Annotated in this window: 14 protein-coding genes; 5 read left to right on the top strand and 9 right to left on the bottom strand. The window is 60.3% G+C overall.

The features are described from left to right. Window positions 1-152: 152 nt before the first annotated feature. The 8 genes from BLU76_RS09105 to BLU76_RS09065 form a co-directional block, all read right to left on the bottom strand. Window positions 153-917 (bottom strand): SDR family oxidoreductase, encoded by a 765-nt coding sequence (locus BLU76_RS09105; RefSeq protein ID WP_003197302.1) that lies wholly within the window; start codon window positions 915-917, stop codon window positions 153-155. Between the two features lie 766 nt (window positions 918-1,683). Next, complete coding sequence (locus BLU76_RS09095; RefSeq protein WP_053117959.1) at window positions 1,684-2,400, bottom strand: ABC transporter ATP-binding protein; 717 nt, start codon at window positions 2,398-2,400, stop codon at window positions 1,684-1,686. Further along, the gene (locus BLU76_RS09090) at window positions 2,397-3,269 is read right to left on the bottom strand and encodes an ABC transporter ATP-binding protein (RefSeq protein ID WP_063323162.1); all 873 of its coding nucleotides are present in this window, start codon (window positions 3,267-3,269) and stop codon (window positions 2,397-2,399) included. Before BLU76_RS09090 ends, BLU76_RS09095 begins: the two co-directional genes overlap by 4 nt. Beyond that, window positions 3,266-4,546 (bottom strand): high-affinity branched-chain amino acid ABC transporter permease LivM, encoded by a 1,281-nt coding sequence (livM, locus tag BLU76_RS09085; RefSeq protein ID WP_060739397.1) that lies wholly within the window; start codon window positions 4,544-4,546, stop codon window positions 3,266-3,268. The genes BLU76_RS09090 and livM overlap by 4 nt, the downstream gene beginning before the upstream one ends. Window positions 4,547-4,548: 2 nt before the next feature. Next, window positions 4,549-5,463 (bottom strand): ABC transporter permease subunit, encoded by a 915-nt coding sequence (locus BLU76_RS09080; RefSeq protein WP_063323163.1) that lies wholly within the window; start codon window positions 5,461-5,463, stop codon window positions 4,549-4,551. A 164-nt stretch (window positions 5,464-5,627) separates the two neighbouring features. Then, window positions 5,628-6,764, bottom strand: coding sequence for a branched-chain amino acid ABC transporter substrate-binding protein (locus BLU76_RS09075; RefSeq protein WP_063323164.1), 1,137 nt, complete (start codon window positions 6,762-6,764; stop codon window positions 5,628-5,630). A gap of 370 nt (window positions 6,765-7,134) precedes the next feature. Further along, a complete protein-coding gene (locus BLU76_RS09070; protein WP_092146993.1) occupies window positions 7,135-8,418 on the bottom strand; it encodes an L-pipecolate oxidase in 1,284 nt (427 codons plus the stop codon). Window positions 8,419-8,510: 92 nt separating this feature from the next. Further along, window positions 8,511-10,001 (bottom strand): L-piperidine-6-carboxylate dehydrogenase, encoded by a 1,491-nt coding sequence (locus BLU76_RS09065; protein WP_063323166.1) that lies wholly within the window; start codon window positions 9,999-10,001, stop codon window positions 8,511-8,513. Between the two features lie 177 nt (window positions 10,002-10,178). Here BLU76_RS09065 and BLU76_RS09060 point away from each other — a divergent pair, with 177 nt between their 5' ends. From BLU76_RS09060 to nadE, 3 genes are all read left to right on the top strand, one after another. After that, window positions 10,179-11,087: a LysR family transcriptional regulator gene (locus BLU76_RS09060; protein ID WP_063323167.1), complete on the top strand. Its 909-nt coding sequence runs from the start codon at window positions 10,179-10,181 to the stop codon at window positions 11,085-11,087. 229 nt (window positions 11,088-11,316) lie between these two features. Continuing rightward, on the top strand, window positions 11,317-12,543 hold the full coding sequence (gene pncB, locus BLU76_RS09055; RefSeq protein WP_092222435.1) for a nicotinate phosphoribosyltransferase: 1,227 nt from the start codon (window positions 11,317-11,319) through the stop codon (window positions 12,541-12,543). Window positions 12,544-12,547: 4 nt separating this feature from the next. Continuing rightward, entirely contained in the window at window positions 12,548-13,375 is an 828-nt protein-coding gene (gene nadE, locus BLU76_RS09050; RefSeq protein WP_092146989.1) for an ammonia-dependent NAD(+) synthetase, read from the top strand. Between the two features lie 318 nt (window positions 13,376-13,693). Here nadE and azu read toward each other — a convergent pair whose 3' ends face one another. After that, window positions 13,694-14,140: an azurin gene (gene azu, locus BLU76_RS09045; RefSeq protein WP_063323170.1), complete on the bottom strand. Its 447-nt coding sequence runs from the start codon at window positions 14,138-14,140 to the stop codon at window positions 13,694-13,696. A gap of 342 nt (window positions 14,141-14,482) precedes the next feature. On the opposite strand from azu, the gene BLU76_RS09040 reads away from it, so the two are divergent. Both BLU76_RS09040 and BLU76_RS09035 read left to right on the top strand, forming a co-directional pair. Beyond that, complete coding sequence (locus BLU76_RS09040) at window positions 14,483-15,070, top strand: LOG family protein (protein WP_063323171.1); 588 nt, start codon at window positions 14,483-14,485, stop codon at window positions 15,068-15,070. A 68-nt stretch (window positions 15,071-15,138) separates the two neighbouring features. Then, a complete protein-coding gene (locus BLU76_RS09035; RefSeq protein WP_092146985.1) occupies window positions 15,139-15,327 on the top strand; it encodes a hypothetical protein in 189 nt (62 codons plus the stop codon). The last annotated feature ends 59 nt before the right edge of the window (window positions 15,328-15,386 follow it).

The following is a 15,386-nucleotide window of genomic DNA, read 5'->3' as shown; positions in this document are numbered from 1 at the left end:
GCTGTGGCTGCTGTGGCTGCTGTGGCTGCTGTGACTCCTGTAGCTTTTGTGGCGAGGGAGCTTGCTCCCGCTGGGCTGCGTAGCGGCCCCAAAAGCTGGCGGCTGCTTCGCAGCCGAACGGGAGCAAGCTCCCTCGCCACAGATGTCCACCATCAAGTCTTGTTGCGCTCAATGGCAAACCCGGCCCAGGTCTGGCTCACCGGCATCAGCTCCAGGCTGTTGATGTTGATATGCGCTGGCGCATTGAGCACCCAGAAAATCGTATCGGCGATGTCCTGTGGCTGGATCGGCTCCGCGCCGGCGTAGGTCGCGTTGTAGCGTTCCTGGTCGCCACCGAAGCGCACCAGGGAGAACTCGCTCTCGCACAGGCCCGGCTCAATATTGCTCACCCGCACGCCCGTGCCTTGCAGGTCGCAACGCAGGTTCAGGGAGAACTGTTTGACGAACGCCTTGCTCGCGCCATACACATGGCTGCCCGGGTACGGGTAGTTGCCGGCGATGGAACCCAGGTTGACGATCCCGGCCCCACGACCGTGGGCGATCAGGCGCGGCAACAACAGGCGAGTACTGTAGATCAGCCCTTTCACATTGGTGTCGACCATGGTGTCCCAGTCATCAAGGTCGCACTTGGGTGCAGGGTCAACGCCCAGGGCCAGTCCGGCGTTGTTGATCAGCCCGCGCAATTTGGCGAAGGATGGCGGCAGGTTGGCGATGGCCTCTTCCATGGCCTTGCGATCACGCACATCCAATACCAGGCCATGGACTTCAGTCTGCTTCGACAGCTCGGCACAGAGGGCATTGAGGCGTTCTTCACGACGACCGGTCAGCACCAGTTTCCAACCGGCCTCGGCAAAACGACGGGCACAGGCTTCACCAAAACCGGACGTCGCGCCGGTAATAAACAGGGTGTCAGACATCGTGTTCTCCTTGTTTGAACTTCAACAGCCATTGAATGGAAATCGGCCCACAGCATGCCCGCCCTGGCACGGCAGGGGCAAGGCTTGCACGCGGCTTTTCCCAACGACTGCTCATAAAACAACCAATCAACGCCAGGCCTTGTCGAACAAGGGTCGCAGCCGGTTGCCCGCACCTTATCCACAGGCACGTCCACAGTAATCGGGGGCAAGTGCAAAACCCGCAAGCCGCTGTGCATAAGGCTTTGCGGGGTGTTTGGAAATTTTTTTCGCTTGACCCTGCAAGTGAGGTTGTGCAGCGCAAGTTATCTGCTATAAGCCAATGCGAGATGGGCGATGGCTCCAAGCCAGTAACGACGCTGCTCAGCGCCGTCTTTCCAGAGTTTAACCACAGACTTATCCACAGGCTTGCCCAGCGACTTTCAAGCCCATTGCAGCGGTCACAAAAGTGTTGACAACAGCCATTCCCGCTTGACTGAAAACGCCTGATCAAAAAACGATCACAGCCCTGCAAGCCACGTATTCAAAGGCTTTCAGCCAGCTACTCCCACGTTACCCACAGCCAGTTCCACAGCAAACGGGGACAAGTCAAAACCGTGGCAAAACAACTATTTGCGGCGACTTTATGTCGCGGTTTCGCAAGGGCTAAGGATTGTTGTCCACAATTCTCCCAAGCGACCAAAGCCCGCTCCCACAGGGAATGAGTGGTGCATTCGAGGAATAAAAAAACCGGCGATCACTCGCCGGTTTTTTCATTGCAACAACAGCCTCAATGACCGCCCAGGTACGCGTTACGCACCTCTTCGTTGGCGAGCAATTCCTTGCCGGTGCCGGTCAGGCGAATTTCACCGTTGACCATCACATAGGCCCGGTCCGACAGCTTGAGGGCGTGGTTGGCGTTCTGCTCCACCAGGAAGATGGTCATCCCCGTGGATGCCAGCTCACGCAGGGTGGCGAAGATCTGCTTCACCACAATGGGTGCCAGCCCCAGGCTCGGCTCATCGAGCAGCAACAACTTTGGCCGGCTCATCAATGCCCGGGCGATGGCGAGCATTTGCTGCTCGCCGCCGGACATGGTCATGGCCCGCTGGTTGCGCCGCTCCTTGAGTCGCGGGAACAGCTCGAACATGCGTTGCATGTCTTCGCTGGCGTATTTGTCACCGATAGGAATGGTGCCCATCAGCAGGTTTTCCTCGACGGTCATGTCGGGGAACACCCGCCGCCCTTCCGGCGACTGCGCGATGCCGTTGGACGCGATGTAGTGGGACGACTTGTGGGTGATGTCCACGCCTTGGTAAATGATCTGCCCACCGGCGGCACGCGGCTGGCCGAAGATCGACATCAAAAGCGTGGACTTGCCGGCCCCGTTGGAGCCGATCAGGCTCACGGTCTCGCCTTCGCCAATGTGCATCGAGACTTTCTTCAGGGCCTGGATCGGCCCGTAGAACACGTCCAATTCCTTGAGTTCGAGGATAGGTCCACTCATACCAGCTCCTCTTCGTCGGCACCCAGGTAGGCCGCGATCACCTTCGGATCGTTGCGAATCGCCTCGGGACCGCCCTCGGCGATCACGTTGCCGTGGTCCAGCACCACGATGTGATCGGAAATGCTCATTACCATGCCCATGTCGTGTTCGATCAGTACCACGGTCAGATCATGCTCGTCGCGCAGCAGCCGGATCATCGCGCTCAGCGCTTCGGTTTCCTGAGGGTTGAGGCCGGCGGCCGGTTCGTCGAGGCAGATGATCTGCGGGCGTGTGCACATGGCCCGGGCGATTTCCAGGCGCCGTTGCTGACCGTAGGAAAGCTCGCCCGCCAGACGGTTGGCGCAATCCACCAGGTCCACCACTTCCAGCCAATAGAACGCATGATCCAAGGCGTCGCTTTCGGCCTTGCGGTAGCCCTTGGTGTTGAGGATACCCGCCACCATGCTGCGGTTGACCCACATGTGCTGGGCCACCAGCAGGTTTTCCAGCACCGACATTTCCTTGAACAGGCGAATGTTCTGGAAAGTACGCGCCAGGCCGGCGCGGTTCACCAAGTGGGTGCCGCCGAACATCTTGTAGTACAGCCGGCTGGCGAAGGACTTCGGCGACACGAAATCAGTCGGGCGAAACGCCTCGCCCAACAGCTTGATGACGTTGGTTTGCTCGCCACGCACATTGAGCTCGATCTTGCCGCCCGAAGCCTTGTAGAAACCGGTCAGGCAGTTGAACACCGTGGTTTTGCCCGCGCCATTGGGACCGATCAGGGCAAAGATCGAGTTGCGTTTGACTTGCAGGCTGACATCGCTGAGGGCCTTGATGCCACCGAACTGCATCATCAGGTTTTCAACTTTGAGTACGACTTCGCTCATGGCGCAACCCCCTTGCGCGGCGTCACGCCGGTTCGGCTGATACGGATCAGGCCGCGAGGACGCCAGATCATCATCAACACCATCAGTACGCCGAACAGCAACACCCGGTATTCGGAGAAGCTGCGCAGCAGCTCCGGTGCCACGGTGAGCACGAATGCCGCGATCACCACGCCGACCGTCGAGCCCATGCCACCGAGCACCACGATGGCCAGGATCAGCGCCGATTCGAAGAAGGTGAACGAAGACGGGTTGACGAAGCCTTGGTAACTGGCAAAGAACACCCCGGCCAGGCCAGCCGTGGACGCACCGATAGTGAACGCCGAGAGCTTGACCAGCACATGGTTAAGGCCCATGGAGCGGCAGGCGATTTCATCCTCGCGCAGGGCTTCCCAGGCACGACCGACCGGCATGCGGGTCAGGCGATGCTTGACGTAGAGCACCAGCAGTACGGTGATGAACAGCACGATGTAGATGAACAGGAATTTGATGTTGGGGTTGTAGTCGATGCCGAAGAACTCATGGAACGGCACCCCGCCATCCTTCGCCCGCCTGCCGAATTCCAGGCCCAGGAAAGTCGGTGAAGGCACCGGCATGCCATTGGGCCCACCGGTGAACGACAGCCAGTTGTTGAGCACCAGGCGAATGATCTCGCCAAAGCCCAGGGTCACGATGGCCAGGTAGTCACCGTGCATTCGCAACACCGGGAATCCCAATATGCACCCCGCCATCGCCGCCGCGATGGCCGCCAGCGGCAGCACCGTCCAGAAGCCCAGCCCCAGGTATTGGTAGCCCAGCGCCAGGCCATAGGCGCCGATGGCGTAGAACGCCACATAGCCGAGGTCGAGCAGACCCGCCAGGCCGACCACGATGTTCAGGCCCAGGCCCAACAGCACATAGATCAACCCGAGGATGACCACCGTGAGCACGTATTTGTTGGCGAAGAACGGAAACACGATGGCAATCACGATCAACGCCGGGATGATCCAGCGCAGCCGCGACTTATAGTCCGGTGGCAGCACGTGCACGCCGGAGCCGGTGCTCTCGAAACCCTGGAGAATCTTCAGTCCCTTGGGAGTTTGCAGGAACAGGCTCAAGGCAAAGCGCCCGATCATCACGATCGCCACCAGCCAGCCGACGCGGGCCGGTTGCAAGTTGAAGCTGTAGCCATCGAGCACCACGCCGACGATCGGCCCGAACACGATCAGCGAGATCAGGCCGGCCAGGATCGCGTCGATGACGCTCTGTTTGATATCAAGCGGTTTATTGGCAGCAGACATACTTATACCTTCGCCACGAGTGGGCGACCCAACAGGCCTTGGGGACGGAAAATCAGAATCAGCACCAGCAGCGAGAAACTGAACACATCTTTGTAGTCGGAGTTGATCAGACCGGAGAACAGCGACTCGGAAATCCCGAGGATGATCCCGCCGAGCATGGCCCCAGGCAGGGAGCCGATGCCGCCGAGTACCGCCGCGGTGAACGCCTTGATGCCGATGATGAAGCCGGCATAGAAGTCGAATGTGCCGTAGTTCATGGTGATCAGCACGCCGGCCAGGGCTGCCATGGCCGCACCGATGATGAAGACGTAGGAGATCACCCGGTCGGTGTTGATCCCCAGGATCGAGGCCATCTTGCGGTCTTGCTGGGTGGCGCGGCACATGCGCCCGAGCTTGGTGTACTTGATGATGTAGGTCAGCACCGCCATCCCGGCGAATGCGGCGATCAGGATGAAGATCTTGGTGTAGGTGAGCTGGACGAAACCGCTGCCGATGTCGAGGCGCATGGCGCCTTCAAGCAGCGTCGGGACACCCTGTTGACGGGCACCCTGGCTGATCTGTGCGTAGTTCTGCAGGATCAGCGAAATACCGATGGCACTGATCAGCGGTGCCAGCCGGGTCGAGTTGCGCAGGGGTTTATAGGCGACGCGTTCGATGACCCAGCCGTATACCCCGGTGACCACCACCGTGAACACGAGCGTGCCAAGGATCATGAGTGGAAAGGATTCGATACCGAAGTAAGCCAGCAGAGCCAGACTGATTGCCGCGAGGTAAGCGGAAATCATGTAAACCTCGCCGTGGGCGAAGTTGATCATGCCGATGATGCCGTAGACCATTGTGTAGCCGATGGCGATCAGACCATAGACCGACCCGAGGGTCAGGCCATTGATCAGTTGCTGCAGGAAAATACCATCCATAACGCAATCTCACGCAGTGAGAACCTGCACACCTTTGGGTGCGCGGTTCTTCTAAGGAAAATACAGATTAACGTCGGAGCAATGTCAGGCACGACCTGCACGCGCCCTTTGGAAACCGGGGTTTGCCCGGCCCCCAAAGGAGGCGTTGACGGTCGCGTCAGCCCTTACTTCTGTTTTTCCAGCTGGTGGTATTTGCCGTCCTTGTCCCACTGATAGACCACGTAGTCGGAGACTTTCAAGTCGCCCTTGGTATCCCATTCCTTCTTGCCCATCACGGTCTGGACGGGGTTGGCCTTGAGCCACTTGGCCGCGTCTTCGCCCTTATTGGACTTGGCGCCATTGAAACCGGCGGCCAGGGCCTGGACCGAAGCGTAGGCGTACAGGGTGTAGCCTTCAGGCTCGGTGCCGTTCTTGCGGAACTCTTCAACCACGGCCTTGCTGTCTGGCAGCAGGCGCGGGTCGGCGCCAAAGGTCATGTACACACCATCGACGTATTGCGCGCCGCCGGCGGTGGTGACCAGTTCGTCGGTCACGATGCCATCGTCGGACATGAACTTCACGTCCTTGAGCCCTTGCTCACGCAACTGGCGAACCAACGGGCCGGCTTCCGGGTGCAGGCCACCGAAATAGACCACGTCGGCACCGGCCGCACGGATCTTGGTGACCACGGCGCTGAAGTCTTTCTCGCCGCGGGTCAGGCCTTCGTACAGCACTTCCTTCACGCCGCGCTTGGCCAGTTGTGCCTTGGTGGCATCCGCCAGGCCTTGGCCGTAGGTGTCCTTGTCGTGCAGCACGGCCACTTTCTTGCCCTTGAGCACGTCGACGATGTAGTCACCTGCCACGATGCCCTGCTGGTCGTCACGACCGCACATGCGGAACATGGCGCTCAGGCCGCGCTCGGTGACCTGGGGGTTGGTGGAGCCCGGGGTGATGGCGATGATGCCAGCTTCGTCGTAGACCTCGGAGGCCGGGATGGTGTTGGACGAGCAGAAGTGCCCGACCACGCCGATCACCTTGTCCTGGTCGACCAGGCGGTTGGCCACGGCCACGGCCTGCTTGGGTTCGCAGGCGTCGTCGCCCGCGACCAGTACGATTTTCTCGCCGTTGACGCCGCCAGCCTTGTTGATGGCATCGGCTGCCGCCTGGGCACCCTTCATGTACTGCTCGCCAAATGCAGCGTTGGCGCCGGTCATCGGCCCCGCCACACCAAATTTCACATCAGCTTGAGCAAACGCAGAAACACCCAGCGCAGCTGCCACTGCGAGGGCCAGGAAACCTTTCTTGTAAAACGTCTGGGACATGAGGTGGTGCTCCAAGGTTTTTTTTAGTTGGCACTGCGACTTCATTTCACTGAAAAGCTCAGAGCAAGGGCCGTGCCATCGGTTTTTTATTCTGAAAAAAGTCGCTGCTTTATTGTTATTTCGACTGTTTCGAGCCCTTTTTCATAGGGCGTGCAACCGTCTAAACCGCACGAGGTGCAACCTTTTATTTAAATGAGTGAAACCCTCTGTGAGCCATCATTGCAACCATCGCACGAAACAGCGTGCAACCGCTGTGTAACAACCCACGTCACCGAACTGCACACTGTCGGTGCACGATTGCTACAACCCGCACCATAACAGGCTAGACGCTACGCCGGAAAACGCGGCTTCCAGCAACAATTTTCAACACTCAAATGACGATCCGCAGGCACTGGCCCGCGTGATACAGCGAAAAGCCCGCTTCATACAGGCAACTGCGCAACCCCACCCCGGCCAATGGCTGCATGGGGGCGAACGGGATCGGCAGGGCCTGGGCGTTACCGTGACACAGGTAATCGGCGAACGCCTTGCCGACCACCGTGCCGGTGGTCACGCCCCGACCGTTGTAGCCGGTAACGGCCACCAGCCCGGGAGCCGGTTCGAACAGGCGCATCAAGTGATCGGGGGTAAAAGCAATGCAACCGGTCCAGGTGCACTCCCACTCCACCGACTTGAGGTAAGGAAAATAGTGCTGCTGCACCCGATCGGCCCAAGCCTTGAGGAACCAGGTCGGCTTGCGGTTGCCGTTGCCCAGGCTGCCCAGCAGCAAACGGCCGTCCTTGTCCCGGCGGATGCTGCTCAACACCTGGCGGGTATCCCACGAGCCCTGCCCGCCCGGCAGAATGCGTCGGGCGGCCTCGTCGGTCAGCGGGACCGAGGCGACCTGATAGTAATAACCGGGGAAGAAATTGCGCCGCAGCTCGGTCCAGTCGCCCTCGGTGTAGGCGTTGGAGGCGATCACCACCTGCTCGGCCAGCACCGCCCCCTGGGCAGTCTGCACCGACCAGCGCTGGCCTTGGCGTTCCAGGTGCGTCACCGGCGAGTGGTCGAACAACTGACCGCCAAGGTCGGTGGCCGCCTTGGCCAACCCGCTGGTGTAGGCCATCGGGTTGAGCGTGCCGGCGCGATGGTCGAGCAGCGCCGCGGCGATTTTCGACGTGCCGGTGGCATCGACACAGGCCTGGCCGGTGAGCAACTCCACCGGGGCACCGCGGCGCTTCCATTGCTCTTCACGACTGCGCAGGTCGGCCTCGCCCCGGGCGTTATGGGCCATGTGCAAGGTGCCTTCGCGGCGCAGTTGGCAATCGATGTTGTATTTATCGATGAGGCTGAACACCAGGGCCGGTGCGGCCCCCAGCATGCGGTTGAGCTGGCTGCCCACCGCCTCGCCGAACCCGGCCTCGATGTCATCCGGCGGGATCCATAGGCCGGCGTTGACCAACCCGACGTTACGCCCCGATCCGCCGTGCCCGGCCCGATGGGCTTCCAGCACAACCACGCGCTTGCCTTGTTCGAGCAAATGCACCGCCGCCGATAACCCGGTAAAACCCGCGCCGATCACACAGACGTCGGCCGTGACTTCACCGGTGAGCCCGCTGTTTTCAGGCCTTTGCGGCGTCAGTTTTTCCCATAGACATTCTTCGCGTAACGGCATTGCCAGCTCCTGGTCAGGAGCAGCTGCGAGCTTCAAGCCTCAAGCTGCAAGCAGGGGTCGCTTGCAGCTTGGAGCTTGCGGCTTGAAGCTGCTTAATCAAAGGTAATCCCCTGCGCCAACGGCAACTCCAGCGAGTAGTTCACGGTGTTGGTCTGGCGGCGCATGTAGCCGCGCCAGGCGTCGGAGCCGGATTCGCGACCGCCGCCGGTTTCTTTTTCGCCACCGAATGCGCCGCCGATCTCGGCGCCGCTCGGGCCGATGTTGACGTTGGCGATGCCGCAGTCGCTGCCCACTGCCGACATGAACTGCTCGGCTTCACGCACGTCGGTGGTGAAGATGCAGGACGACAGGCCCTGGGGCACGGCGTTGTTCAGGTGCAGGGCCTCGGCAAAGTCCTTGTAGCCGACCACGTACAGAATCGGCGCGAAGGTTTCGTGGCGCACGACGTCGCTCTGCTCCGGCATCTCGACGATGGCCGGCGAGACGTAATAGGCATTCGGGAACTGGTCTTCGAGTTGGCGCTTGCCCCCAAACACGCGCCCGCCTTCGCTCAGGGCCTGCTCCAAGGCGTCCTGCATGTTGTCAAAGCTGTGCTTGTCGATCAGCGGCCCGACCAGGTTGCCTTCCAGCGGATGGCCGATGCGCACTTTCGAATAGGCAGCCTTGAGGCGGGTGACGATTTCTTCCTTCACCGACTCATGGGCGATCAGCCGACGCAGGGTGGTGCAACGCTGGCCGGCGGTGCCGACGGCGCTGAACAGGATGGCGCGTACGGCCATGTCCAGGTCGGCGCTCGGTGCCAGGATCATGGCGTTGTTGCCGCCCAGCTCCAGTATGCTGCGGGCGAAACGCGCGGCAACTTTCGGTGCCACTTCACGGCCCATGCGGGTGCTGCCGGTGGCGCTGATCAATGCCACGCGCGGGTCATCCACCAGCGCTTCACCGGCATCACGACCGCCGATGATCACCTGGCTCAGGTATGGGGGGGCGTCGCTGAAGTTCTTCAACACGCGCTCGAACAGCGCCTGGCACGCCAGGGCGGTGAGCGGGGTCTTTTCCGACGGCTTCCAGATCACCGCGTTGCCGCACACCAGGGCCAGCGTGGTGTTCCAGGCCCAGACCGCCACCGGGAAATTGAAGGCACTGATCACCCCGACCACGCCCAGCGGATGCCAGGACTCACGCATGTGGTGGCCCGGACGCTCGGAGGCGATGGTCAGGCCGTACAGCTGGCGGGACAGGCCGACGGCGAAGTCGCAGATGTCGATCATCTCTTGCACTTCACCCAGGCCTTCCTGGGTGATTTTGCCGGCTTCCCACGACACCAGCTCGCCAAGGTCGGCCTTGTATTCACGCAGCAGGTCGCCAAATTGACGCACCAGCTCGCCGCGACGCGGGGCCGGCACCTGGCGCCACAGGTCGAAGGCGTGTTCGGCACGGCTGACCTGCTGCTCGACCTCAGCCGCGCCTTCCCAGTTCACAGCGCCGATACGGCTGCCATCAATGGGCGAATGCACCGGTTGTGTGCCGTTCTGGTACAAGGCCGAGTCGACGCCCAAGCGATCAAGCAATGCAGCAACCATGGAAAATTTCCTCACACGAAAAACAAAGGATTGGCAGCCGGACGAATGCGACTGATCAGACCTGTAGTTGTAGCTGGCCTGAGTCTTGCCAACAAACGACCTTTAAGCGAGATATCATTCCGTTTATTCATGCTGGCCATGACCGGATAAGCAGAGCGACAAGAAATAAGGCCTCATATGCTCAATAAACGCTATTTGCCGTCGATCACGGCGCTGCAATGCTTCGAAGCGGTGACCCGCCACTTGAGCTTCACCCGTGCCGCCGAAGAGCTGAATCTGACCCAGAGCGCCGTCAGCAAACAGGTCGCGCAACTGGAGGAGCTGCTGCAGCACTTGCTGTTCCGACGCGTGCGCCGACGCTTGCAGCTGACGCCTGCCGGTGATTTGTACCTGGGGGAAGTGCGAAAAATCCTCACACAGGTGGAGATGTCTACCCATTACCTGCGCTCCTACGGCGGCGACACTGAAGTTCTGCGCGTTTCCACGCCTCCGACCTTCGGCGCTCGCTGGTTGGTCCCACGCTTGAAGGGCTGGCGATTGCGCCATCCGAAGATTCACCTGGACCTGTGCAGCGAGCAGGAGGCCGACGACTTGCTGCAAGGGCGCAGCGACCTGGCGTTCTATTTCGGCCAAGGCTCGCGCCCCGGCACCGAATCCCTGAAGCTGTTTGGCGAAGAACTGGTGCCCGTCTGCGCGCCCGGCAGCCTGCCTGACCAGCCCTTCACCGACCCGACCCAACTGGCCGAGCTGGTGCTGCTGCAAAACGCCTCGCGGCCCCAGGCCTGGCACGACTGGTTCGACCACCAGGGCTACCACACCGAACATAGCTATCACGGGCCGCGTTTCGAAACTTTCTACATGTGCATCCGCGCCGCCCAGGTCGGCTGCGGCGTCGCCCTGCTGCCGCGGTTTCTGGTGGAAGAAGAACTGGCCGACGGTAAACTGGTCATCCCCTGGCAACACGCGATGCCCAGCACCAACGCCTATTACCTGGCCTATCCGGAACATTCGGCGGAAGTGCCCAAGGTGCGGTTTTTTGTGGAGTGGATGTTGGAGCAGATCGAGAGCCCGGGTACGCCGCAGTAGCCATTGGCTTTCACCCTGTGGCGAGGGAGCTTGCTCCCGCTGGGCTGCGAAGCGGCCCCAAAAACGTGCGGGCGCTGCGCACCCGAGCGGGAGCAAGCTCCCTCGCCACAAAGGCCTGTGAACACTAAAAAATCACTGGCAATACCCACCCAGGTTATGCGCCACTAACCCCCTCATCCCAAACCGCTGCACCCCGCTGCCCGCCGCAGCGGCCTGTCTGGAGAACCCTATGAGCGAGAGCGTATTTGCCGATCGTATCGTGCAGAACCTGCTCGACACCGACTTCTACAAACTGACGATGATGCAGGCGGTGTTGCACAACTACCCCAACGTCGAAGTCGAATGGGAATTTCGCTGCCGCAATAGCGAAGATCTGCGCCCGTACCTGGCGGAGATCCGCTTTCAGATCGAGCGCCTGGCCGAGTTGAGCCTGAGCGCCGACCAGTTGGGTTTCCTGGAGCGCATCAGTTTTCTGAAGCCGGACTTCCTGCGTTTCCTGGGCCTGTTTCGCTTCAACCTGCGCTACGTGCTCACCGGTATCGAAAACGGCGAGCTGTTCATCCGCCTGCGCGGGCCGTGGCTGCACGTCATTCTGTTCGAAGTGCCGCTACTGGCCATCGTCAGCGAGGTGCGCAATCGTTATCGCTATCGTGAAATCGTCCTGGAACAGGCGCGGGAACAGCTTTATCGCAAGTTCGACTGGCTGAGCGCCAACGCCAGCGCCGAAGAACTGTCCGAACTGCAAGTCGCGGACTTCGGCACCCGTCGTCGTTTTTCCTTCCGTGTCCAGGAAGAAGTGGTCAACGTGCTCAAGCATGACTTCCCCGGGCGCTTCGTCGGCACCAGTAACGTGCACCTGTCCCGGGAACTGGACATGAAGCCCCTGGGCACCATGGCCCACGAGTGGATCATGGCCCACCAGCAATTGGGCCCGCGGCTGATCGACAGCCAGATCGCCGCCCTCGATTGCTGGGTGCGCGAGTACCGAGGCCTGCTGGGGATCGCCCTGACCGATTGCATCACAATGGACGCCTTCCTCAAGGATTTCGATCTGTTCTTCGCCAAGCTGTTCGACGGTTTGCGCCATGACTCGGGCGACCCGGTGATCTGGGCCGAAAAAGCCATTGCCCACTATCACAAGCTCGGCATCGATCCGATGAGCAAAACCCTGGTGTTCTCCGATAGCCTGACATTGCCCAAATGCCTGGAGATTTTTCGAGCATTGCGTGGTCGCATTAATGTCAGCTTCGGTATTGGCACCAACCTGACGTGTGACATTCCAGGTGTAGAGCCGATGAGCATCGTGCTTAAAATGATCAGCTGTGACGGGCAACCCGTGGCCAAGATTTCAGACGAGCCCGGCAAGACCCACTGCAAAGACCCGAATTTCGTCGCCTACATGCGACATGTTTTCCAAGTACCTGCCGCCCTTTCTGACACATCAAGCAAGGAGTGAATTCATGCAAGCCGTACAGCGTGAGATTGCTGAACAGCTCAAGGTCCAGCCACCGTTCGCCGATGACGCCGCCCTCAAGGCCGAAATCGCCCGTCGGGTAGACTTTATCCAGGATTGCCTGGTCAACTCCGGGCTCAAGTCCCTCGTGCTGGGCATCAGCGGTGGCGTCGATTCGCTGACCGCCGGGCTGCTGGCCCAACGTGCCATGCGCGAACTGCGGGAGAAAACCGGTAACACCGCCTACAAGTTCATCGCCGTGCGCCTGCCGTACGAAACCCAGTTCGACGAGCATGAAGCCCAAGCATGTGTGGACTTCATCGACCCGGACGAGCGCCATACCGTCAACATCGGTCCGGCGGTCAAGGCCTTGGCCGATCAAGTCGCGGCGTTCGAAGGCAAGGCAGCAGTCTCGCGGGATTTCGTGCTGGGCAATACCAAAGCGCGGATGCGTATGGTGGCGCAATACACCATCGCGGGCACCGAGCACGGCCTGGTGATCGGCACCGACCATGCCGCCGAAGCGGTGATGGGTTTCTTCACCAAGTTCGGTGATGGCGCCTGCGACTTGGCGCCGTTGAGTGGTTTGGTGAAAAACCAGGTCCGGGCCATCGCTCGTGACTTTGGCGCGCCGGAGTCGCTGGTGGAAAAAATCCCCACCGCCGACCTTGAGGACCTGTCCCCAGGCAAGCCGGACGAAGCCTCCCACGGCGTGACCTACGCCGAGATCGATGCGTTCCTGCACGGCAAGCCGGTACGGGACGAGGCGTTCAGGATCATTTGCGAGACCTATCGCAAGACTGAGCATAAGCGGGTGATGCCTTACGCCCCATGACTACAAGAGGCGCCTGCTCTGCCGCCATCGCGAGCAAGCTCGCTCCCACAGGGGGTTGCCTGGCATAAAAAAAGCGCCCTGCATGGGTAATGCTGTTCATTTAAGAACAATGATGGACCTGTGGCGAGGGAGCTTGCTCCCACTGGGCCGCGAAGCGGTCGTAAACCGGTGGATGCAGTGTGTCTGATGCTCCGCATTTGGCCGGTTTTGGGGCCGCTTCGCGGCCCAGCGGGAGCAAGCTCCCTCGCCACGGGTGTATCGATTGCCTTAAGTGAACAGCATTACCCTGCATGGGGCGCTTTTTTATGCTTGAAGTGATTATTTCAGGGTAACGGTGCCTTTCATCATCGAGATGTGGCCTGGGAACGAGCAGAAGAAGCCGTACGCCTCACCAGCAGCCAGTTTCGACACATCGAAGGTCACCGAGTCGCTTTCCTTGGCACCAATGAGTTTGGTGTGGGCGATGATGCGTGCATCACCTTCCGGCAGGTAGTTCTTGTCGATGCCTGCTGCCAAACCAGCCGTGGCAATCGGCTGCATGTCAGCCTCTTTGCTCAGCACCCAGTTATGGCCCATGACGTTTTTCGGCAAGCTGCCCGAATGCGTCAGCTCAACGGTGAACGTCTTGCAGCTCTTGTCGATCTCGATGGCCTTGGTGTTGAAGGACATCTGGTCGGTCGAGTCGATGGTGGTCTTGCACTCCGCTGCCATCAGTTGGCTGCTGGCCAGCGTCAACAGGGATACTGCAACAAGTTTGGCAAACATCGTGAATCTCCAAGGCATGGTTAACAAAAATCCGTCAAAGGGGAAGACTGCCTGAATTTCAGACAAGTTCCTATGACCTGAATCAAAGATTGTATACAACTTAAGGCTATCAGCCTGATGGACACAATCAACCAGCCAGAGGGATGACGCCACTTTATGATCAGCCTCACCACCTCTCGGGAGCGCCCCTCATGAACGTCAACAGCCTGTTATGCAGCTTGCTCGCCGCCTACGCCTGCGGCGCCAGTGGTACCTACGAAAAAACCCAGCGCGAGGTTTAATCGCTTTGCGCCACCAAGGCCAGGCTTTACTCTGGGTCGGTTACTGATCATGGAGTAAAGCATGTCCATCGCGTCTGTTTGTGTATTTTGCGGCGCCAGCACCGGCACCGATCCAGCGTATCGTGAAGCGGCGCAGGCCTTGGGCCGGGCATTGGCGGAACGAAAATTGACCCTGGTCTACGGCGGCGGTGCCGTCGGCCTGATGGGGATCGTCGCCGACGCGGCGCTGGCGGCCGGCGGCGAGGTCATCGGCATCATCCCGCAAAGCCTCAAGGACAAGGAAATCGGCCACAGCGGCCTGACTCGCCTGGAAGTGGTGGACGGCATGCACGCCCGCAAGGCACGCATGGCCGAACTCAGCGATGCCTTCATCGCCCTGCCTGGCGGCCTCGGCACGTTGGAGGAGTTGTTCGAAGTCTGGACCTGGGGCCAACTGGGCTACCACGGCAAACCGCTGGGGCTGCTGGAAGTGAACGGTTTCTACAGCAAGCTCATCGGCTTTCTCGATCATATCGTCGACGAAGGCTTCGTCCGCGCGCCCCATCGTGACATGCTGCAGGTGAGCGAATCAGCGCAGAGCCTGCTCGATGCGCTGGACGAATGGCAACCGTCAGTGCAGCCAAAGTGGGCCGAACAAAAACCCAGCTAACGGCTCGGCCCCGATACAGGGCAGAATATGCGCCGCTCAACCTCACCTTCGACCCCAGAGGATCGCCCATGGCCAAACCCAATTATTCCTTCGCCAAACGTCAAAGAGACTTGGCCAAGGAGCAGAAGAAAGAGGAAAAGCTGCAGCGCAAGAAAGCCACAGCTGAAGAAGAAGCCTCACTGACCCCGGATACCGAAGGCGAAGTGGCGGCAGAAGATGATGTTGATGCACCGAAAGATCAGGCGCCCGACGCCTGAGCCCCTCCGGGCCCGATGATGTAATCCGGCCCCACGGTTTGTGTCCAGGGCCGGCAGCC

Source organism: Pseudomonas sp. NFACC08-1, assembly GCF_900106735.1.
Classification (GTDB): Bacteria; Pseudomonadota; Gammaproteobacteria; order Pseudomonadales; family Pseudomonadaceae; genus Aquipseudomonas; species Aquipseudomonas fluorescens_Q.
The sequence above is the reverse complement of the archived record's forward strand: the minus strand, read 5'-3'. Positions and strand labels throughout refer to the sequence as shown.